General features: G+C 42.3%; 18 protein-coding genes. 4 read left to right on the forward strand and 14 right to left on the reverse strand.

Annotated features, from left to right (window positions below; genetic code table 11):
- Positions 1-39: 39 nt before the first annotated feature.
- From HUS62_RS18215 to fucP, 11 genes are all read right to left on the reverse strand, one after another.
- Positions 40-4,140 carry a hypothetical protein gene (locus HUS62_RS18215; RefSeq protein WP_175080701.1) on the reverse strand — a complete coding sequence of 1,367 codons (4,101 nt, stop codon included), beginning with the start codon at positions 4,138-4,140 and terminating at the stop codon, positions 40-42.
- 290 nt (positions 4,141-4,430) lie between these two features.
- A complete protein-coding gene (locus tag HUS62_RS18220; RefSeq protein WP_175080702.1) occupies positions 4,431-5,738 on the reverse strand; it encodes a lipopolysaccharide assembly protein LapB in 1,308 nt (435 codons plus the stop codon).
- A 17-nt stretch (positions 5,739-5,755) separates the two neighbouring features.
- Positions 5,756-6,361, reverse strand: a complete 606-nt coding sequence (locus tag HUS62_RS18225) for an energy transducer TonB (protein WP_175080703.1) — start codon at positions 6,359-6,361, stop codon at positions 5,756-5,758.
- A gap of 12 nt (positions 6,362-6,373) precedes the next feature.
- Positions 6,374-6,787, reverse strand: coding sequence for a biopolymer transporter ExbD (locus tag HUS62_RS18230; protein ID WP_036971869.1), 414 nt, complete (start codon positions 6,785-6,787; stop codon positions 6,374-6,376).
- Between the two features lie 45 nt (positions 6,788-6,832).
- Complete coding sequence (locus HUS62_RS18235) at positions 6,833-7,360, reverse strand: MotA/TolQ/ExbB proton channel family protein (protein ID WP_054552070.1); 528 nt, start codon at positions 7,358-7,360, stop codon at positions 6,833-6,835.
- Between the two features lie 3 nt (positions 7,361-7,363).
- Positions 7,364-8,731 carry a MotA/TolQ/ExbB proton channel family protein gene (locus HUS62_RS18240; RefSeq protein ID WP_054552069.1) on the reverse strand — a complete coding sequence of 456 codons (1,368 nt, stop codon included), beginning with the start codon at positions 8,729-8,731 and terminating at the stop codon, positions 7,364-7,366.
- 10 nt (positions 8,732-8,741) lie between these two features.
- Entirely contained in the window at positions 8,742-9,494 is a 753-nt protein-coding gene (locus tag HUS62_RS18245) for a DUF3450 domain-containing protein (protein ID WP_054552068.1), read from the reverse strand.
- A 176-nt stretch (positions 9,495-9,670) separates the two neighbouring features.
- Positions 9,671-10,276, reverse strand: coding sequence for a DsbA family protein (locus tag HUS62_RS18250; protein ID WP_175080704.1), 606 nt, complete (start codon positions 10,274-10,276; stop codon positions 9,671-9,673).
- Complete coding sequence (locus tag HUS62_RS18255) at positions 10,277-11,356, reverse strand: diguanylate cyclase (RefSeq protein ID WP_235575516.1); 1,080 nt, start codon at positions 11,354-11,356, stop codon at positions 10,277-10,279.
- A gap of 19 nt (positions 11,357-11,375) precedes the next feature.
- Positions 11,376-13,265, reverse strand: a complete 1,890-nt coding sequence (locus HUS62_RS18260; RefSeq protein ID WP_175080705.1) for a methyl-accepting chemotaxis protein — start codon at positions 13,263-13,265, stop codon at positions 11,376-11,378.
- Between the two features lie 347 nt (positions 13,266-13,612).
- On the reverse strand, positions 13,613-14,884 hold the full coding sequence (gene fucP / locus HUS62_RS18265) for an L-fucose:H+ symporter permease (RefSeq protein ID WP_175080706.1): 1,272 nt from the start codon (positions 14,882-14,884) through the stop codon (positions 13,613-13,615).
- A 137-nt stretch (positions 14,885-15,021) separates the two neighbouring features.
- Here fucP and HUS62_RS18270 point away from each other — a divergent pair, with 137 nt between their 5' ends.
- The 4 genes from HUS62_RS18270 to HUS62_RS18285 all read left to right on the forward strand — a co-directional run bounded on the left by HUS62_RS18270 (position 15,022) and on the right by HUS62_RS18285 (position 20,060).
- Complete coding sequence (locus HUS62_RS18270; RefSeq protein WP_175080707.1) at positions 15,022-16,239, forward strand: AGE family epimerase/isomerase; 1,218 nt, start codon at positions 15,022-15,024, stop codon at positions 16,237-16,239.
- Positions 16,239-17,192, forward strand: coding sequence for a carbohydrate kinase (locus HUS62_RS18275; protein ID WP_175080708.1), 954 nt, complete (start codon positions 16,239-16,241; stop codon positions 17,190-17,192). The genes HUS62_RS18270 and HUS62_RS18275 overlap by 1 nt, the downstream gene beginning before the upstream one ends.
- Positions 17,193-17,480: 288 nt before the next feature.
- On the forward strand, positions 17,481-18,248 hold the full coding sequence (locus tag HUS62_RS18280; protein WP_175080709.1) for a hypothetical protein: 768 nt from the start codon (positions 17,481-17,483) through the stop codon (positions 18,246-18,248).
- Between the two features lie 75 nt (positions 18,249-18,323).
- A complete protein-coding gene (locus tag HUS62_RS18285; protein WP_175080710.1) occupies positions 18,324-20,060 on the forward strand; it encodes a hypothetical protein in 1,737 nt (578 codons plus the stop codon).
- 26 nt (positions 20,061-20,086) lie between these two features.
- Here HUS62_RS18285 and HUS62_RS18290 read toward each other — a convergent pair whose 3' ends face one another.
- The 3 genes from HUS62_RS18290 to HUS62_RS18300 form a co-directional block, all read right to left on the reverse strand.
- Positions 20,087-20,611: an RNA methyltransferase gene (locus HUS62_RS18290; RefSeq protein WP_175080711.1), complete on the reverse strand. Its 525-nt coding sequence runs from the start codon at positions 20,609-20,611 to the stop codon at positions 20,087-20,089.
- Positions 20,611-21,108, reverse strand: coding sequence for a YcgN family cysteine cluster protein (locus HUS62_RS18295; protein ID WP_054552059.1), 498 nt, complete (start codon positions 21,106-21,108; stop codon positions 20,611-20,613). The genes HUS62_RS18290 and HUS62_RS18295 overlap by 1 nt, the downstream gene beginning before the upstream one ends.
- A gap of 65 nt (positions 21,109-21,173) precedes the next feature.
- The gene (locus HUS62_RS18300; protein ID WP_175080712.1) at positions 21,174-22,997 is read right to left on the reverse strand and encodes a DUF885 family protein; all 1,824 of its coding nucleotides are present in this window, start codon (positions 22,995-22,997) and stop codon (positions 21,174-21,176) included.
- Positions 22,998-23,106 lie beyond the last annotated feature (109 nt).

The following is a 23,106-nucleotide window of genomic DNA, read 5'->3' on the forward strand; positions in this document are numbered from 1 at the left end:
AGCTGGCCGGGGTTGCCCCCGACCATGGATTAGAAGGGCTTAGTTAAGACCTACTTTTACCCAACCTGCTGTCCAGTCTGTTTGCGCATCCATTGCACCGATGTAATCTACTTGGTCGAAGAAGCTATTTAGGCTTGAAGCATCGAAACCGCTACCAAGTAGTGCTGATTCAGCACTTGGTTGATAGCCGTTGTCGCTTAGACCTAACATTGCTGCATCCATGATAGAGTTACCTTCTTGGCCTTCGAACCAAGATTGAACATTACCCGTACCAATTGCTTGGCTTGAGAAGTTGTTATCTGTTGCACATGCAACTACTGAGTGGCTGATAGTAAGTGAACCATCTTCAGCGCGAGGTGCTGAATCTGCGCCAACTCGTAAGCAGTTTTTATAACCTTCGCCACCTGTTACTACTACGTTTTTCAGCATACCTGCAGTACCTGCACGTAAACGGATACCGTTTACACCATCTGCACCGATGATAGTTACGTTAGAGATAGTAGGAGTTGTTAAAGGTGATGCATCTGAATCAAACTCTGAGTTATCAGCTTCAATTGCATTGTCACCTTCAGATGAAGACTGCTTGATTAATACGTATTGTGCATTACCAGTCCAACCGAATGACCAATCTAGCGAGTCATCACCAATGTTTGTTAGTACTAAGTGGCTGATGCTTGCAGTACCACCGAAGAACTCAACACCGTCATCAAGGTTTTCGTGAACGTGGATATAATCAAGTTCAGTTTGGCTACCAACACCTGCAAGTGAAATACCGTTAAGCTCATCACCGTTACCAAGTGTTTTACCTGCTTGTTTTACAACAACATACTTAAGTGTACCTGAGTTATCTTCTGGTTGATTACCACCAAATTGACCAGCATCACCTTCTGCAGCAACACCACAGTTTGCTAGTTCATCAGCCGTTGTTTCACCCACTTGGTCACCACAAGAGTTAGCTGGTGCGTTACCAAGAAGCACTACACCACCCCATTGACCAATGCCTGTTTCAGCACCTGTCATATCTTGGATAGATGTCATAACGATTGGTTGAGTTGCAGTACCTACCGCTTCAATCTTCGAGTCACGACGAACAACTAAGAAGTCATCACCGCTTTCACCGATTAGCGTTGTACCAAATTGAACATAAAGCGTTGCACTATCTGTACGGTCACCACCCACTGCCGTGCGGCCTTTAAGGATCCAGTGAGCATCGTTAGTTAATGTCACGTCAGATGTGAAAACAACATCTTGTGCTAACTGATAAACTGGCTTATCGGTAATTTGTGGGAAGCTTGCAGAAACATCAGTTGCTAAACCTTGCTCCATTGCGTTAGTGATATCAGCAGGGAAGCTAGGGTTAACAGCAACTGTCCAACCTTCCATCCAGTTGTTGTCACCGTCAAATGCACCAATGTAGCTTGTTTTAGTGAAGAATGGGTCAAGGTCTGACGCATCAACACCTGCACCTAATAGCGGCGAGCTTGATTTAGGCGTGAAACCATCTGTAGCAAGGTTTAATGTCGCTGCAGTAAGTGTTTGGTTACCAGTTTGACCTTCGAACCAAGACTGAACATTACCAGAACCGATTGCTTCAGAACCGAAGTTATTGTCTGCACTACATGCTACCACTGAATTCTCGATAGAAAGCTCACCAGATTCAGCATTTGCTACAGAGTCAGAACCTACACGTAAACAGTTTTTGTAACCTTCTGGGCCTGTCACAACCATGTTACGGATAACACCCGCAGTACCTGCACGAAGACGAACACCGTTTTTACCGTCAGCACCAACAATCGTTACGTTTGAAAGTAGTGGCTTAGTTAATGGTGTAGCGTTTGAATCGAATTCTGAGTTATCAGCTTCGATTGCATTGTCACCTTCAACAGATGATTGTTGGATATAAACGTTCTGTGCGCGACCTGTCCAACCAAATGACCAGTCAAACGCGTCATCACCAATATCAGTTAGTACAACGTTACGAACGTTGACAGTACCACCGAAGAACTCGATACCATCGTCAAGGTTTTGGTGAACCTGGATGTATTCCACTTTTGTTTGAGAACCAACACCCGCGAATGAAATACCATTTAGCTCATCGCCATTACCCAGTGTTTTACCTGCGTGTTTAACAACAACATAACGAACAACACCCGAGTTGTCTTCTGCATCATCACCACCGAATTGACCTGCATCACCTTCAGCTGCAACACCACAGTTTGCTAGCTCTTCAGGTGTTGTTTCACCTTGTTGGTCACCACATGAGTTAGCCGGTGCATTACCAAGTAATACTAAACCACCCCATTGACCGATGCCTGTCTCTGCACCTGTCATATCTTGGATAGATGTCATAGTGATTGGTGCTGTTGCATTACCATTTGCGTTAATTTGTGAGCCACGACGAACAACTAAGAAGTCATCGCCTGTTTCACCAATTAATGTAGTACCCGCTTGAACATATAATGTTGCGCTATCAGTACGGTCACCACCTACTGCTGTACGACCATTTAAGATCCAGTGAGCGTCATTTGTTAATGTTACATCTGCAGTGAAGGTTGTATCTTCAGCTAAGCGATACACTGGCTTGTCAGTAATTTGTGGGAATTCAGATGAAACGTCTGTCGCAAGACCTTGCGCCATTGCATTTTCGATATCAGTTGGGAAACCGCCATTGATAGCAACAGTCCAACCTTCCATCCAGTTATTTGTTGCGCTAAATGCACCGATTTGACCATTCGCTAATAATGGTGAACCCGCTAAAGGCATATAACCATTATCATCTAGCATTAAATCTGCTGGTGTAAGAGTTTGGTTACCGTCTTGGCCTTCAAACCATGCTTGTACAGTACCACCATTAATTGTTTCGCTACCGAAGTTATTAGCAGCTGTTTGACAAGCAACAATTGAGTTAGTGATAGTTAGAGAGCCATCTTCTGCACGAGGCACTGAATCAGAACCGACACGTAAACAGTTTTCATACGTTGCAGGGCCTGTAACGAAAACGTTTTTCAGCATACCTGCAGTACCTGCACGTAGGCGAATACCATTGTTACCTTCAGCACCCACGATTGTTACGTTTTCAATTGTAGGGTTAGTCAGTGGTGTAGCGTCTGAATCAAACTCTGAGTTATCCGCTTCAATCGCGTTGTCACCTAAGTTCGCAGCTTGTTGAATGTATACGTTTTTCGCCGTACCAGTCCAACCAAATGACCAATCTAGTGAGTCATCACCAATGCTTGTAAGTACCACGTTACTTACGTTTACTGTACCACCAAAGAACTCGATACCATCATCTAAGTTTTCGTGTACTTGAATGTAATCAACAGTCGTTGCAGAACCAACACCAGCAAATGAAATACCGTTTAATTCGTCACCATTACCCAGTGTTTTACCTGCATGTTTAACAACTAAGTATTTCAATGTACCAGAGTTATCATCTGCAACGTTACCACCAAATTGACCTGCATCACCTTCTGCAGCAACACCACAGTTTGCAAGTTCGTCTGCAGTTGCTTCGCCTTCTTGGTCACCACAAGAGTTTGCAGGTGCATTACCAAGCAGAACTAAACCACCCCACTGACCGATAGACGTTTCAACATTAGTTACATCTTGAATCGAAGTCATCGTGATTGGCTGGCTTACAGTACCTACTGATTCGATTTGTGAACCACGACGAACAACCAAGAAGTCGTCACCCGATTCACCAATTAATGTAGTGCCTTGTTGGATATATAAAACAGCGTTATCAGCACGGTCATTACCTACAGCTGTACGACCATTTAAAATCCAGTGAGCATCGTTTGTTAGTGTTACATCAGCTGTGAATGTAGTGTCTGCTGATAAACGGTAAACTGGTTTATCTGTAATCGTTGGGAATTCTGAAGAAACATCTGTTGCTAAACCTTGTGTTAAAGCATTTTCGATGTCAGTTGGGAAACCAGTTGTTGCGTTTTGAGAATCATCACGACCTGATTGGTCGCCACCGTTATCACCATTGTCACCACCATTATCGATGATGTTAGTGACGTTATCGCCTTCGTTGACAGTGGTGTCGCCTTCTTTAACGACTAAATCACCACCACAACCAGCTAAAGAAACTGCTGCAGCTACCAAACTAACTTTGAATAAGTCAGATAATTTCATTGTTCACTCCGTTAAGATAGATATTTAATTATTGTGTTAGCGCATAAACTCAAGTCACCAAAAAGCACTGGCACTTAATGCTTTTGGGTCACTTGAGTTTTAAACTGCGACTACCTTACGGGAGCTGTATGACAAACTAGTTACACTTTAATAAACATAAAATGACAATATTAATTATATAAAAAAGAGTAAGTTAGTTAATTTTAGAAACGGAAAAAAGCCGCCCGAAGGCAGCTTTGGTGTTGCGATTATAAATTAGTTTTTTTGTACGCTTACCTGTTGAATACGATTTAGAGTAAAGCGGTACGTAATGTTTCGGCGTGCACTTTTTCACGCTTCACATACTTGATCCATTGCTCAGCTAAACGCTGCGACTTTTTGTGTTTTTCCGCTTGCTCAAACGCTAAAATCGAGGCATCAAAGTTTTGTAAATTGTACTGCGCCATACCTAAGGCAACATATACATTTGATTCAAACTCTAAGCCGCCTTTATCAAGGGCTTTACGTGCTGCATCCGCTGCTTCTTCGTATTTTTCAAGGTTAATGCTTACCTCTGCAATACGTTGTTCGTACTGACCATGCGTTACTAAATCAGCGGCTTTTGCAAAGTAAGCAAGTGACTTTTCAGCTTCTTTTGCTTGTACCATTGCTTCTGCAACAAAGGCATAGTTTTTCGCTGATTTTTCAGCGACACCGTCTTGCATAGCTTTACTCATCACGTTCGCCGCTTTAAAAGCCAGGCCGTTGTATAAATACACTTGTGATAATTGACGTAAATCTGATTTAGATTTCATGAAACCTTGTTGGTATGCCGCTTCTAAAATCGCTAATTGCTTTTTCTCTGCTCCCGTTTCACCGTACATGCCACCTAACTGAACCCAGTACTCTGGCTTGTTGTAAAGCTTAACTAAACGCTCAAGTACCTCGACCACTTTGTCAGACTGATTAAGTGAGTAGTACATTGCACGTTGTAAGATTAACCAGTTTTCTTTCGGCATCTCACCTTTGCTGTCGGCTTGTGCGATAGCTAAGTTAATGTTGTCAATGCCTTTTTGGTAATCTTTAAGCTGATAATACGCTTGAGATTTCAATACATAATAAGCATCTGTTTTAGGCTTGTCGTTAATCACATCCCACTGTGCTAAATATTTGATTACCTTTTCGTAATCGCTATTAGCCATGGCAAGTTGCGCTAAGCTAAAGGTGGTGCTTACACGTAATGTTTCAGGAATCGCATCTTCGTTTACTACTTTTTCAAACGACGCAATTGCTTTATCAAGGTCGTTTTCGTTGTAGTAAATAAAACCATAGAAATTATGCATCATGGCAATTTCATACGAGTTCATGCTCGAAGAGCGCTCTTGAATACTATCAAGAGCTTCTAGCCCTGCTTTTGCATCACCATCATCAGCCAGCTTTTGTGCTCGTGCTAATTGGCTATACACTTTTTCGCGCAGTGCAGGTACTCGTTTAGTTTTTTGTTCTTGTGCGTAAGCCGTTGCCAGTGTGACACCTGGTAACATGCTAACAACGCTTGGGACTACAAGGCTGCTTGTGAAAGCAGCCGCGCAAATCACGGCAACTTTTAAAGGTTTCATAATCGCATTCCTCTTTTCTAACCGTTAATTTGGAAAGAAATTTTGTTCTGTACGCCCGCTACTTCAACAGCTTCACCGTTAACAACGCGCGGTTTATATTTAAATTTAAGTGCTGCATCCATCGCAGCGCGGTCAAACAATGACTCTGGTTCAGCTTTAATAACTTTCGGGTCACGTACTGTGCCTTGCCTGGTTACTGTAAACTCAACAATCACATAGCCTTCGATCCCACGCGATAAAGCTCGGCGCGGATAAACAGGCGCTACTTTTACAATCGGTAAGTATTCACCGTCGCTTGATTCAAGGGCTAAGCCGCCAGCTAAGTTAACGTCGGCTTCAACACTGGCACCAAAGTCAAAGTTGGCATTGCTCGCGTTAGGATCACTGTTTTGCATTTGCGGTGATTCCATTGGCGGAGGTGGCTCTTTTGGCGTTGGTGGCTTTTGCGGTTTACGTTCTTTCTTTTGCACTGTCTCTTCTTTTTTCAGACGAACAAAATCAAGTACGTTTCCTTTTACGGGCTCAGACATGGCCCCTTCACCACCGGTGATCAGTGCCTGCATGCCTAAAAACAGCATAACAGTCACGATACCAGCGATGATTAATGCAACTATATAACGCATCGCTCACATTCCTTATGATGCTTCTTGCGCAGCAATCGACACATCAAATGCGCCTGCAGCACGCGATGCATCCATTACTTTAATAAGTACATCGGTTGTGGCTTTTTTATCAGCTTGAATAACCACGCTACCTTGTGGATTTTCAGCTTTTAAGCGCTCGATATTTGCTTGTACTGCACGAACATCTACTTGGCGTTTGTTGATCCAAATTTCACCTTTGTCAGAAATAGCAACTAAGATGTTGGCACGCTCTTTTTTCACTGCCGTTGCCGCTTCAGGGCGGTTTACATCAATACCGGCTTCTTTTACGAATGATGCTGTTACGATAAAGAAGATAAGCATGATGAAAACAACGTCTAGCATTGGCGTCATGTTGATTTCTTCAGCGTCGTCTTCTTGAAATAAATTACCTAGTGGCGCTCTCATTGTTAGTCTCCTAGTGGGTGATGCTTACATCACCCTAAAATTCGTTTAGTGGTCTAAGACCATGTTGTCTTCAAGTAATTGCACTTCGCGTTTTGCACGACGTTGTAAGAACGTTGATGCGAAAACCCCTGAAAGTGCCCCCACCATACCGGCCATTGTTGGGATAGTGGCTTTAGACACCCCTGATGCCATCGAACGTGCACTGCCTGTGCCTGTAATTGCCATTACATCAAATACTTCGATCATGCCGGTTACGGTACCTAACAGACCTAAAAGTGGACATAACGCAACCATTACGTTGATTAGCGCAAGGTTATTATTTAGTTGCATGCCAGCGCGTGAAATCATCGCTTGGCGAATTTGCTCTGCGTTCCAGCTGTTACGCTCTGCTCTATTGCTCCAAGTGCTTTTTACGTCTTTCTTGTAGCGTTTAAAGCCACCAAAAAAGTACATAAAACGCTCAAGTATCAATAACCACATCGCGAAGATGAGGACCCCGATGACCAAGAGAACTTGGCCACCTGTGTCGAGGAAATCACGTAGAGCATTGATTGCATCAATCAATAGCACCATGATTTATGCTCCTTTCTCGCTTCGCTCTGCGATGATACCTGCGCTTTGCTCTTGTAAAATCAACAGCATATTTTTAGAACGCGTGTTAAGAAGTGTGTATAAGAATACTGTTGGGATAGCCACAACCAGACCAAGTACCGTTGTTACAAGTGCCTGAGAAATACCACCCGCCATTAGTTTAGGGTCACCTGTACCGAACAAGGTAATTGCTTGGAAGGTGTTAATCATACCGGTTACCGTACCTAGTAGACCAAGTAGTGGTGCTACTACAGAGATAATCTTAATTAGCGTCAGGTTACGAGTAATTTTTGGCATTTCACGAATGATAGCTTCACTTAATTTAAGCTCAAGCGTGTCGTACGCTACATCTGGGTACTGGTCTTTCACTTTCATTACGCGACCAAGCGGGTTGTCATCACGTGCCACTGTGTCTTTAAGCTGACGACGGATTTTGCTACCCATAATCATCAGAGATACAAAACGCTCAAGTGCAATTAGTAAAGCGATTAAGCCGACACCTAAGATGATGTAACCAACCGTACCACCTTGGTGAACTTGCTCTTCAGTATCTGGTGCTTGTACTAAAAGACCTAAGATTGAACCACCTGTTGGGTCAAGTGCGAACGGTACAACACCTGAGTTTGCTTGTTGTAAATCAGCTGCAGTTGCTGTGTAACGGCTGCTTGGCTGACGCGTAAGCTGGCTGATTGTATTTGTAGCCGGTGTGTACTCAAGATATTTACCATCTGCGATTAAGTTAAATGCACCAACACGCACCACTTCTTTTTGTGCTTTGCTGCCACCTTCAACGATTACATCGGTTGTAAAGCGAGATACTTTACCTTGCTCAGTCATTTCGCGTTGTAATTCAAACCATACTTTTTCGATATCATCGATAGAAGCAAGCTTTGACGTTGAACCCATTTTTTGTGCTAGCTCATCCATGAAGTTACTACGACCAGGAAGCTCTGCAGAAACAACTGACGTCATGAATTTATTGCTTGAATCGCCCGCTACTTGTTGTAACACACCGAATAGCTCTTTAAGTGAACCCATACGGTTTGAAAGTGTGTCTGTTAAGTTAGCAAGCTTTACTTCGTTTTCTTCAAACTGAGTTTCTAAACGCTCTGATTCGTTTAGCATTGCTGTACGTTTTGCTTGTGTATCTTTAAGCATTTGTACTTGCTCGTTTTGACGCGCCATGAACTCTTGTTCACGTTGTTTATTTTCAGCGCTTTGCTGTGCTTTACCTTGCTCTAATGTTTTTAGTAATGAGTCTAAATCCATTGGCTCAGCCGCTAGGCTGCTACCAGCAAAACCAAGGCCAGCTGCAAACACGGCCATTTTTGTCATTTTCGTTAATAATTTCATCTCAAACCTCTTATTCAGCAGCGTGGACTGGCAGTGTTAACATATCTGGGGCAAGTTGCTTACGTGCAATGCGTAAACCTTTGTTGATTTGGCTGATTGCAGAATCTGGTAATTCAACAAACGATTTTGTTTCTTTATCCCAGCTACCTGCTTTTTTGCCGTCGCGTGTTAAATAAATAAGTTCTAAACGACCGATACGTAAGAAATCCACTTCGCGCTCTTGGCCATCTACATTCAGTAATGATGTGTACGCTTCGATAGTGCGACCGTAATCAACTTCTACTTGGTAAGCTTCAAGTAAGCGGCGGAATTTTTCACTAGAAGTGATGTCTGCGCGGTCCATCATTTCTTTTAATGATGCAATACGCTTGCTACGTTCTTCAGTTAAGAAAGGCACGTCTAGTGCAACGAATTGCTCAAGGCCTGTGATCATACGCATCATTAACGGCGTAATTTGACGCTCGATAACCGATACCTGATCCATTGACTCGTTTAACGCGTCCATTTCAGCAATTTGGTTGTTTAATTGCTTAGTAAGTTGCGCGTTATAAACAGTTAAGCCATCAATTTCTTTATTAAGGGCTTTGAATTGTTGTAAACGACCTTGCATTGAATCTGCAATCTTGTCGATTTTAGTTTGTGATTGCGCTGCAGATTTGTTTATCTCGCTGCTTTTATCAATTACTTTATCTAGATCGTTTGCATGTACTGCTGCAGATGCCGCTACAATACCTGCTAAAATCAGTGGTTTAACGCCTTTCATCGCATACACCTTTACTCGTTAAGTTAGCTTAATTTGCTAGTTGGGTTGTTTTATTGTGCGAAAGGATAACGATGAAAAATGACAAGCATGTTGCGCAAAAAATACAAAAATATGACAGCTGTAACAATTAGTTTATATTGCGCAAAGATAAGGCAAAAGTTGCAGGGTTTCGGGAACTAAATATGGGATGTTATTTGCTGATATGTGCTTTGCCAGTCTTGATAATTAACAGGAATAGCAGCGTAGAGCCCTTTATTTTCAAGGACTAAAGATGGAAATCCTTGAATAGGTAAGCTTCTGGCTTGGTTTATTTCGGCCAAAAGTAATGAATTTATTTTTTCACTTTCAATTTCGTTAATGAATGCGTTTTTTTCTAACCCTATTTGCTCAGCAAGGCTTGCAAGAGTGTTGATGTCAGATGGATTTTGTGCATCTAAGTAGTAGGCTTTTTGAATGGCGTAAAGCATTTCACATTCTTTATTGTGTTGCCTTGCAACAAGCACAGCACGGCATGCAGGATAAGTAGAGCGGCGTGGTTGCGCGGTCTGCCAAAACTCATGATTAAATGGGGTGCCAAGTTGCTGTTCTATACGCTGCCATGTTTGCTGTAAAAACTGCTGCATCTCTTTAGGCATTGGCTCATCTGAATCAGGCGCAAGGCCACCCACTTTATATTCAATAGCAAGTTTATCACCAAGGGCAGTTTTTAGTTTTAACCAGGTTTCTCTGTAGCCCCAGCACCAACTACACATTGGGTCGTATACATAAATTAGCTTTGCCATTTAGCTTATCTCAGTTAAATCAGAGACCACTACATTACGCCCTTTAGCTTTGGCTTTATAGAGGTTGTCGTCAGCTTGTTTAATCGCTTTACTAAATTGGCTGCCTCGTTCAAGGCTAGCAATGCCAATACTACAGGTAATAGTCACAGACTGCCCCACATCATAAGGGATCTGTTTTTCGGCGACATAACTACGCAGTTTTTCAGCCACGGCATGGGCAATATTAAGCCCGGCTTTTGGCAGCAAAATAATAAACTCTTCGCCGCCATAGCGTGCTTTTATATCTGTGCCACGTAATTTATCGTGCAGCATAGAGGTAAAGGCTATTAATGCCTGATCGCCAAAGTCATGACCATAAGTATCGTTAAGTGATTTAAAGTTATCTAAATCAATTAATAATACCGACATAGGTAAATAATTAGCCGCTTCAGCTTCAAGGCGCGGCTGAATATGCTCATATATGTAACGACGATTGGCAAGGCCTGTTAGTGGGTCTGTTAATGCATCGCGTTTTTCTATTAAGGTAATATCAGCAATTTTTTGATGGCTTTTTTGCCTAAAGTATTCACTGATCCCAGAAAACAAAATCACCATAGTGAAAGAGGCTAAAAAGCGTGAAGTTTCAACTTGCCCGTAATGCGCTTGGCCAAAGTTGGGGCTAAACAGCAGTGCAACTGCACTAGCATACATAATCCCAACCAACACACTGCCCACTTTTAACCCTAAGGTGACATAAGCCACAATAGGGTAAAACATAAGCCAATATAAAGCGGTGTTTTCTTTGCCGCCGGTGTATACCAAAGCTACACAGAGCAGCAAAATGATCGATAAAATAATGCAGCTTACAGAGACTAAAGCACCAGTGCGAAAGTAATAGAGCATGCACAGCACAATAGTTATATCGCTCACCACTAACATAATAGTGAGCGGTAAGGCGTAAATTTGATAGTTAGATAACACTAACGAAGTGATTAATACGATGGCAAAAAAAGCCATGGCAAATAACGTGAAGGCACGACGCTGTTTATCCGCCGTGTCGACACTGTTTAAAGTAATGGCATTAAGCCAATTTTGATCCAAAATTGCAGTCTCTTAACAACTAAACTTTAAATTTAAGTACCAATTGTTCTAGCTCATAGAACTGGGCTTTTAATTTAGTGCACTCATTCAAGGTGTTATTAAGATTACTTTGACCTTGATTTGAAAGCTCACTAATTGAGTGTATGTCACTGTCTAAACTTTGAATCACTTGATTTTGCTCAGTCGTGGCATTGGCAACACTGTGGTTCACCTCATCAATTGACTCAATGGCACGGGTTACCTCTGCCATTTTATCGCCAGCTACATGAGCTTGCTCAACACTCTTTTCACTGTCGCGAATACTGGCCGTCATAACTTCAACGGCAGACGCAGAACCTTGTTGTAACTGAGAAATAGTGTCTTCGATTTCTTGAGTTGATTGTTGTGTACGGTGCGCAAGTTGGCGTACTTCGTCAGCTACAACCGCAAAACCACGACCTGCTTCACCTGCACGGGCTGCCTCTATCGCTGCATTAAGTGCTAGCAAGTTAGTTTGCTCACTCACACCTTTGATCACTTCAAGCACTTGGCCGATGCTTACAGTGTGCGCATCTAAACTGTTTATGGTTTTTTGCGCCTGCTCCATATTGCGAGACAAGGCATTAATAGCTGATAAGTTGTCAGCTAATGCAGATTGGCTTTGTAATGATTGGCTGTTAGCACTGGTTGCTAATGTTGACGCATTACTTGCACTATTTGAGATTTCTACCGCACTCGATGTCAGTTCATTGATTGCAGTTGCCACGTTATCAGTACGTTTTGTTTGGTCAGCATACATGTCGAGCGTGCCTTGAGTTTGATTAACTAAACTCTCAACTAAGCGCTCAAGCTCAACGGTGGTATTTTTAACTTGCTCGATTGATGTATGAATTTTCTCGATGAACGCATTAAAGTAATGGCTTAGCTCACCAAACTCGTCATTATTTTCAACCTCAAGTCGGCGGGTTAAATCCCCCTCACCTTGCGCAATATCTTTAATTGCATCGTTTAAGCGTTGCATTGGGCGCATTAAATAGCGAAGTAAAAACTGCATCATTAATACAATCGCAACTATACCCATTAGCATGTAAATAGCCGCCATATTTCTAAATGAGGCAACTGATGAGTAAGCAATTTCTTCGTTGATCACCACACCTAAATACCAATCAACGTTTTGAATTCCTTTGATTTTGGTAAACGATACTAATTTGTCTAAGCCACCTACCTGTACTTCAACAAACTCAGGTTGTAACGACAAGCTTTTACCGAATAAGTCACTCATGTTTTTGTCGTTAAATTTAGTTTCTGGGTGGCTTAAAATGCGGCCTTCACTATCTAGCAAAAAGCCATAACCAAACCCTAAAAAGTCAATTTCGTTGACGATTTTAGTAATGGTTTTCATGTCGATGTCGGCACCTGCAACCCCACTAAACACACCGTTAGCTTGCATAGGCGCTACAGCTGAAATAGTCAGTTCATTGGTGGTTACGTCAATATAAGGGGCAGTAAAGGCAGTGTTTGTTTTGTTTTCAACAAGCTTGTACCACGGACGTGTTGTTGCATCGTAGTCTGGCGGTAAGACAACAGATTGGTCGTTTAATACAAAGGTGCCATCCGTGATACCGATGTAGGTATTTTTAAAACTCCCCGCTTTGTCGGCTGTGTTCAGCTGCGTAAGCGTAAGCTCTTTGCTATCACCAAGTCGATAGGTATCAGCAACTGACGAAACAATGGCTAATTTAGCATTTAACCAGTTAGCTATGTTTTGCGACACTGACTGAGAAATCTCTTGAAGAACAAGCGAAAGCTGCTCCTGCGTTTGGCTGCGCATAGAGATGAAGTTATTAATGGTGAATAAACCGAGCACTATCACTAAAACCAGTGATGCAGCCACAGTTACCTTGGTGGTAAATTTAAGAGTGCTTTGCATGACAAACCTGTTTGTTATTTTTTTCGTTGTTAGCCTATTTATATTTAACAAATTTAAAGCTCTTTGTCTTATAAAATTAAGCTAAAACTAGAAAAACGTTCCTTTTATTAAAGTACGCTTTCTTTGAAAATCAATTACTTTGTTAACGGCAGCCAATTTCACTTCTTAAGTCGTATTAATAAAAAAGCAGCAAAAAACCCTTTGGAACGTTCCTATAAATTGTTACTTAAACCGTCCCTGAATACGTATTCATTAAATCATTTTGTCATCTAGTTTTTTTCGGTATAGCAAAAAAATGGCACAAAAAAACCCCGCAACTCAGTGCGGGGTTTTTATTGATAGTAATTTTAGCTGATGCGTTTTTTCCAGCTATCAGCTAAACGTACAACATTTAAGCCATACCAAGCGATAAATGCATAACAAATCACTGGTACAAAGAAGCTTTGTTGGATGTTTACTGTATCAGCAACTACACCTTGTACTAATGGTACTAAGGCACCACCAACGATTGCTAAACATAACCAACCCGAACCTTTACTGGTTAGTGAGCCTAAACCTTCAATAGCAACAGAGAAAATAGTCGGGAACATAATTGAGTTGAATAAACCAATTGCAAGTACTGAGTAAAGCGCCACATCACCTTCAGTGAATATAGTCACTAACAGCAATATAATAACCATCATGGCATTAAAGAATAACGCTTTTGAAGGCGCAATTTTTTGTAGTGCTGCAGAGCCAATGAAACGACCCACCATTGCACCACCCCAATAATAAGCAATTAAGCTTGCAGCCGCATGCTCTTCAAGGCCAGCAATGTGTTCTTCACCAAAATAGTTTACTAAGAAGCTACCAATTGAAACCTCAGCACCTACGTAACAGAAGATGCCTATAACACCCATCATTAAATGAGGTGCTTCGGCAAGGCTGTGGCCTTTCGCTTTACAGTCTTGCTCTTCTGTATGCTCTGCAATCACCGGTAATTTAAAGAAGGCAAATACTACAGCAATGGTCAGTAGTGCTGCTGCAAGCATAAGGTAAGGCACTTTTACAGATTCTGCAGTTGCTGCGTTTGCAGCTAATGTGCCTGCTGTACCAAAGAATAAAATACCACCCACATATGGACCAACTGTGGTACCTAGTGAGTTAAGTGCTTGTGCTAAATTTAAACGTGACGACGCCGTTTTTTCAGGACCTAACGCCACAACATACGGGTTAGCAGATACCTGTAATACGGTAATACCTGCTGCTAGAACAAATAACGCACCTAAGAATAACCAGTACTCATGCACAACAACTGCTGGGTAAAATAACATACAGCCAATTGATGCCACGACTAAGCCGGTTAGTACGCCATTTTTATAGCCCATTTTTTTAACCAACATACCCGCAGGTAGCGATACAATAAAATAAGCACCAAAGAAACAAAACTGAACCAGCATTGCCTCTGTGTAGGTTAAATCGAATACCCCTTTTAAGCGCGGGATCAACACGTCATTTAAAACTGTAATGAAACCCCATAAAAAGAACAGGGTTGTCATTGCTGTCAGTGGTAGCAGGTAGTTTTTATTTTGCTGCGAACCATCGGCGACAAACGATTGGTTTGTATTTATTTCACTCACGTGGTTTTCACTCCGTTAACAAGTTACCTTTGATTCTACACATTGAAGTAAAAATAGCACAAAGATTTACTAGGAACGTTCCAATATTTTTATTTCCTGCTATAGTTGCAAGATGAACACAGATTTATTAATAACCCATGGCCACAGTTAACTTTAAAAGCCCTGATTTTCTTAAGCAGCATATCCAAGATACCCTTGCTTTTTATCACCCCCATTGTGTTGATCATTCAGCCCATGGCTTAGCTGGCTTTTATCAGTTCTTTAAAAATAATGGCGCGATTTACGATAAACACACTCGCCATTTAGTCTCGAGCACCCGCTTTGTTTTTAACTATGCAATGGCGTACATAGAGTTTAAAGACCCAGAATATTTAAGCCTCACTAAACATGGTTTAGCTCACCTTGAACATGCGCATAAACAAGCATCTGGTGGTTATGCTTGGCTTATTGAGCAAGGTGATAACGGCAAAGTAACCGTGTTAGACGACACCAATCATTGCTACGGGCTTGCTTTTGTAATGCTTGCAAACGCAGTTGCTTCAAAAGCAGGGGTGAACGACTGCAAAAAAACTATTTCACAGGTATGGAATTTATTAGAGCAGCACTACTTTGAACCCCAGCATAATGCCTATTTAGATGAGCAAAATGCTGATTTTAGCTGTGCAGATGACTATCGCGGCCAAAATGCCAATATGCATTTATGCGAAGCCTTACTCATGTGTTTTGAAGCAACTAACGAGACCCGTTATTTAAAACGCGCTAAACAGCTTGCCGAAACTTTTACCGTAAAACTGGCAGCCCACAGCCAGCAGTTGGTGTGGGAGCACTACTCTAAAAATTGGCAACTCGATTTAGATTACAACAAAGATGACCCGCAGCATTTATTTAGACCTTGGGGATTTCAACCAGGGCATCAAACTGAGTGGGCAAAACTGTTACTTATTTTAAACCGCCATATTGATGAACCTTGGCTGGTAACACGCGCTAAAAGCCTGTTTGATGAAACCTTGAGCATCGCATGGGATCAGCAACATGGGGGCATTTTCTATGGCTTTGCACCAGATAAACAAATATGTGATAGCGATAAGTACTTTTGGGTGCAGGCCGAATCATTAGCCGCAGCTGCCCTACTAGCTGATGCCACAAATGACGAAAGCTATTGGCAATGGTACGAAAAAATTTGGCAGTACAGTTGGCAACATATGGTAGATCACCAATATGGTGCGTGGTATCGCATTTTATCAGCACAAAACCAACCATACAGTGACGAAAAATCGCCAGCAGGCAAAACCGACTACCATACTATGGGTGCCTGCTACGAAGTATTAAGAACCTTAACCTTGAGGAATGCATAATGAGTTTAGTGTGTTTTGGCGAAGCATTAATCGACTTTTTATCAGATGGTAAACAACCAGAGTCATTTACCAAATACGCAGGTGGCGCACCAGCTAATGTGGCTGTTGCAGCAGCAAAACTAGGCCTAAACACCAGCTTTTGCGGTATGTTAGGTGATGATATGTTCGGTCACTTTATTAAACAAGAGCTTGATCAGCATGCGGTAAACACCCAGTACTGTACATTCACCGATGCGGCAAAAACAGCATTGGCGTTTGTATCACTTGATGACAGTGGCGAACGCTCGTTTAGTTTTTATCGCCCACCAGCCGCCGATTTACTGTATCGCGTGGACGATTTTGACCATGCAATGTTTGCAAATCACGCCATCATGCATGTATGCAGCAACAGTTTGACTGAGCACAACATTTATCAAACCACTATTTATGGTTTAACTCAGGTGAAAAAAGCCGGTGCAATCTGTAGTTTTGATATGAATTTGCGCGAAAACCTATGGCCAAGTATGCGCCATACACTCGATAGAATGTGGCATGTTATTTCATTGGCAGATATCGTAAAACTGTCATTTGAAGAGCTTGAGTTTTTAAATCAAAAAAGCCATCAAGCAATGCCACTTGAGCATACTATAGATGCCATTTTAAAGGCCGGTGTAACCTGTTTGCTAGTTACCAATGGCGGCGAAGCAATCAGCTTTTACCACGCAGACTTTAAAGGCCAAGTTAACCCACCAGCTACGAAAGTGGTTGATACCACCGCCGCAGGTGATGCGTTTATTGGCGGCATGCTATCAAAGATTGGTCAGCACTGTGAAAACAAACAAAGCTTTAAAGCGTTTTGCCAAACCCCAGCTAATATCGAACAAACCATTGCTTATGCAGCGAAAGCTGGCGCTTTTGCAGTAAGCCGTTATGGTGCATTTGCGTCTTTACCAAGCGCAGCCGATTTAGCCTAGAACTTTGTTTAGGTTGAGTAAAAAGCCCGGCATTAGTAATTAATGCCGGGCTTTTTAGATATTGCTCAGTTTTACATTTATCGACAATTAGTAAATACCTAAACACCTTCATGCTTGGATCGAACACCACATGATCCCCCGCTTTTAAAGCAATGCTAATTTCTCCATTTCAACGTTAAGTTGTTCACTGATTGAATAACAAAACGAAAATATTTCATCATCAAATCAATGCAAAAAAGCCCAGCGTTTCTATAGTTAATACTGTGATTTACTTAAAAGGATTTGATTATGCTCACTTTAAAACAACCTCGTGTGTTAACGCTTTTATCTTTAAGTTTAGTATTCGCCTCACCAACCGTTTATGCCGACCAATGGCAATTTTCTGTAGAGCCTTATTTAATGGCCACTGCGATTGATGGCAGCTCGGCAATCGGCACTATAGAAGCCCCCCTTGAAGTCGAATTTGATACCATTTTAAACAACCTCGACAGCGCATTTATGCTCCATCTTGAGGGATATCATCAATCAAACTGGGGTTTTATTGCTGACTGGGGCTATATGGATTTAAGTAAATCTCATAACGCCCCAAAACTTGGCGTGCTCAGTGCCCGGGTGCGCCAAGCCGTGCTCGAATTAAGTGTTGCGTACCGTTTTTCTAGTCCTTCGATGGGTGATTGGGTTAACTATGTGGGTATTCGTCGCTGGGATAACACCTACGAATTCGATCTTGATCCTAACTTTATGTCACAAGTGTCAGTGGTCGACAGAGATGAAGATTGGATTGACCTCATTTTTGGCTTTCACTTTAACAAACAATTAAGCGAACATTGGCAACTAACAACTGCTGGAGATCTCGGTGGCTTTAACTTAAATGCTAAATTGACTGGCAGCTTTAAATTAGGTGCGGTGTATCAAATAAACCCGCATTGGGATCTGGGTATGAGCTATAAAACCACGTATGTAGATTACCAAACCGGCCAACGCGGAAATAAAAACTTCTTTAGTTATGATACATTTACCCACGGCCCGCAAATAAGCGTGAGCTATCAGTTTTAGTCGTTAGCCTGCTAGTAATTTGTTTCTATTTCATGGTATGTTTTTTAACTAATTAAAGAAAAAGGAATTCATCCTATGAATAATAAGCTTCTTGCTGGGGGCGCAATTGCGATTGTTGCAGGTGCGTTGTTGTACTCACAAAATAAAGCCAGTGTTGATGTAGATTTACCTGAGCTTGCATACGTACCTGCCGACACGGCGGTTTTTTATGGTCAACTTAAACCGTTTCCGTACAGCAAATACTTTGCGCTTATGCCAGATGCAATGAAAGGCACGAGCGATTTAACGCCCATCATTGCTGAGCTTAAAACTGTTGATGATAAGAATGCCCTATTCCTTGCATCACTGATGGAAAAATACCAACAATCACTGAGCTCTTACGATGCCTTCAAATCGATTTGGGGCTTTGGTGATGACTACAAAGGCATGATGTATGCGCAAGGTTTAATGCCGATTGTGCGTTTTCAGGTCGCTGATCAAAGCAGCATTATCAATAGCATTAAGCAATCTGCTGATGAAGCCGGTATTGCTTATACAACTGAAAGCCTTGAAGGCGTAAGCTACACACGCTTTGCCATTGAGCTTGAAGGCTTAGATAACTTTAACCTAATTGCATCAACTCATAACAATTGGGCTACCATCACGCTAACCACTGCACTTTCTAATGATCAAGATTTACGTATTGCCCTTGGCGTAGAAAAACCGGCTCAATCACTGGCTGAAACTAAAAAACTACCTGAGCTTATTAAAACTTTTTCGCTTGATGGCAACTCGGTTGGCTTTGTTGATCATCAACGTATCGCCAATGCTGTAACTGGCAAAGAAGACTCTCGCTTACACCAGATGCTCAAAGAGCTACTTGATAAAGCCCAGCAATCAAACGCATTAGCAGCGATTTCAACACCTGAGTGTCAAGATGATATTGCTGCCATTGCCGCTAAATGGCCTGCAACAGTATCAGGCACAACAAAAACCCGTATTACTGCCGACTACGCCGACTTTGACGTAAAAGCAGTACTGCAAAGCACAGATCAAGACTTACTAAATACGCTTCAAGCCGTGCGTGGTTTTGTGCCAAAACATACCACTGGGCTTGACGGGCAAATGATGAGTGTTGCTTATGGTATTGATGTAGCAAAAGTCCTGCCACTGGCCAATACACTAACTGGTGCAATTAAGTCAGCTGAGTTTAACTGTGGTCCTATCGTCGCACTACAAAATGAAATGCAAGAAGTGAGTACCGCTGGCCTTGCTATGATGTCGGGCTTTGCAAATGGCGTACAAGGCATGAGTGTCAGCGTTCAAGATGCTGTATTTACTATCGATGACTACAATGGCCCACAAATAGAGAAACTTGATGCCATCGTTACCCTATCTGCGACCGACGCCCATGGCTTGTATTCAATTGCACAAGGTTTTGTACCGCCGCTTGCTGACATAAAACTACCAGCCAATGGTGATGCAGTACTGATCAATGAATACATTCCATCGCCTGTGCCACTTAACTTTGATATTAAAATGGCCCTTAAAGGCAATCATATTGTGATTTTCACCGGTGATAAGTCAGCGCAGATTGCCGAGACTTTAGAGTCGCAAAGTGTCACTAAAAATGGCTTTGTGAACATGGCATTCGACGTACAAAAAATCTTATTACCTTTACTTGATACGATTGCATCAACGGGTCAATTAACGAATGAAGAAATGGCTGAGCTTGATTCGCTACGCGACCAACCTGTGGGTGTTTATTTTGCCACAGACATTACAGACAACGGCATTGGCCTTGAAAGTAACGTACAAATTACTAAAAAGTAGTTTTGAGTTTGAATCTAAAAAGAGCGCTATTTAGCGCTCTTTTTTTGTTGCCATTTAAGTGAGTTGTTAGTGTCTCGACTATTGCAAATGGTGTCGTTTGAACTCTCAATACCACCGAGTTTGGCAAGTCGGTCGTACAGCACAACATTGCAGGTTGCGGCTAGGTTCATACAGCCAATGGTTGGTACATACACTACTTCATCACACCATTTCAACACATCTTTACTAACCGAGCCATCTTCAGGGCCAAATACATAAAATGCGTTTTCAGGGTGCTTAAATTCAGGCAGTGGCGTTGCACCTTCAACAAGCTCAATCACCACCGTTGTGGCACCTTCAGGCTTTGCTTGCTCTAGGCTTTCAACTTGCGTAAGTGGAATGTGCTCAAGCACATTTTTGGTATCGGTGTGATACTTATTAGCGCGTAAATAGCGGCTACCAGTAAAAAACACTTGCTTGGCATTGTAACAACCCGCGGCACGTAATACGCCACCCACATTGGTTGGGCTTTTGGGGTTTAACAAGCCAATGCTTGCTTTAAGGGCGTTCATTAATCAATGTCTCTGGTTGGCCACTCGGCCACGTAAAGGTCAAAGTCATCTAGGTCTACATCACAGTCTTTCACTGTTTTGTCACGCACAGAAATACCCAGCTCATGCATCATATCTTTACTGCCACCGTTCAGTAGCGGGTGCCAAGACGCAAGGCCACGGCCTTCGTAAAGGCGGCGGTAGCTACAGCTTTGTGGCATAAAAAAGATATCTTTGAGGTTTTCTTTAGTGAGCTTTACACATGAAGGCACCAAGGTTTGGCGGTTCGCATATTCGCTACACCCACAGGTGTCGTTGTCTAGGTATTGGCAAACGATATTAGTGAAGATCAGTTCTTCACCCTCGCGAAGTTGATCCGTTGCGGTAAATTCATCTTCGTCTTCACTGTCGATAAATGTGTTTAAACAACATTTACCACAGCCGTCACAAATGGCTTCCCATTCGGGTTGTGACATTTGCTCAAGCGAGCGCTTAAGCCAAAATTGATCTTCTAACATGGTATTACTCAAAGCCCCTAAACAGCGCGCATTCTAGCGTAAAGCCAGCATGCGCGCAAAGGCGGTTATTTTTGCTCGTTAACCCAACGCTTAATTTTCTCTTCAAGAATCGGCATAGGTAATGCGCCATCAATTAGAACTTGCGTATGGAAAGCTTTAATATCGAACTTATCGCCTAGCTCTTTGCTAGCGTAGTCACGTAGTTCTTGAATTTTGAACTGACCTAACTTGTACGACAGCGCTTGGCCCGGCCATGCAATGTAACGCTCAACTTCGGCGATAATGTCGCTTTCGGCCATTGATGAGTTAGCCAACATGTAATCAATACCTTGTTGACGTGTCCAACCTTTCGCGTGGAAACCAGTATCAAGCACTAAGCGCATTGCACGTAATTGCTCATCTGATAAACGGCCGTACCACATGTAAGGGTCGGTAAATAAGCCAAGCTCTTTACCTAAGCTTTCTGCATACAATGCCCAACCTTCTGCAAATACCGTGTAACCACCGAATTTACGAAACAGCGGTAACCCCTCAATTTCTTGTTGCAAGGCAATTTGGAAGTGGTGACCCGGTGCGGCTTCGTGAATAGACAGGGTTTCAAGTAAAAACTTAGGCTGTGCTTTTAGGTTAAAGGTATTGATATAGAAAATACCCGGGCGTGAGCCATCTGGTGCAGGCGACTGGTAAGATGCACCCGCAGCTGATTCTGCGCGGAAATCTTCAACTGCTTTTACAACGTATGGCGCTTTTGGCGCAATATCGAACATTTGCGGCAGCTTAGCATCAATCTTTTCTTTTACTGCTTCGTACGCAGCAATTAACTCTTCTGGCGTATCGTAGTAAAACTCATCTGAGGTTCTTAGGTGTTCAAAAAACGCTTTTAAATCGCCTTCAAAACCGACAGTCTCTTTGACTTTTTTCATCTCAGATAAGATGCGCGATACTTCGCTTAAGCCTATGTCATGAATTTCATCGGCGTTTAGGCTCAGCGTAGTATGCTGTTTAATTTGATACTCATACCATGCTTTACCATTTGGCAGGTCGCTGTAACCAATGCTTTCACGGGCATTTGGAATATATTCATTCGCTAAAAAGTCAGCCATTTTTTTATACGCAGGCACTAAACGCTCGCTGATCATCGCCGTGTACGCGCTTGTTAGCTGTGCTTTTTGTTCGTCGCTGAAAGACTCAGGTAACTGAGCAATTGGCCCCCAGAATAATGACTCTTCTGGTTTTTCTACAATATGAGTTTGAAATTGCGGTAATAGTTTTTCAGCAAGTGGTTTAGGAAGAACTACTTTGTCTTTCATGCCTTGGCGCATTGACTGCTCAACACTGTCTAACCAAGCGATGAAACCGTCAGCACGTTTTTCAAATGCTTGATAATCTTCAACCGTGTTAAAAGGTTGTGCGCTTTGCCCAGAACCTAGCGCAGCAAAGGTATTATGCGCCCCGCCCATTTGGTTAATCGGCATTAAGTAACTTGGAAACTGAGCGCCTTCAATCGCAAGGTCTAAATCGCGGGCTAGAATTTCGTAGCTCAATAATGACTGACCTGTTAATTGCGCTTTGTCGATATTTGCTAGTTTGTTCTTGTATTCTTTAACAAAGTTAAGCTGCTCATCGCGGTTTGCTTTACTGATAGGTGCGATAAATTGGTCGTTATATTCGCTGCGACCAATATAAGTACCGCCAATTGGATTAAACTTTAAGCCTGCTTCAAAGTAGTCTGCTAGTAATGTATCAAGTTGCTCTGTGGCTGACGTTGCGCTTGGCGCTTGTTTGCTTACTTCTTGAGTTGGTTTTTCGTTGCTTGGCGTTGATTCATTACAACCAAGTAATGCAAACATCACTGCCGAACTAAGTAGTGCTAGTTTTACGTTTTTCATTCTTTCCCTGCCCTTATATTAAGTACGCGTAAATTATGAGGGTTTAGTTCCCTATTTAGCAAGTATCGCTGCAACTTATCGCAGTTTATTTACACTTTGTAAGCTGATT

This window comes from Pseudoalteromonas sp. 0303 (assembly GCF_013349995.1).
In the GTDB taxonomy this organism is placed as follows: Bacteria; Pseudomonadota; Gammaproteobacteria; order Enterobacterales; family Alteromonadaceae; genus Pseudoalteromonas.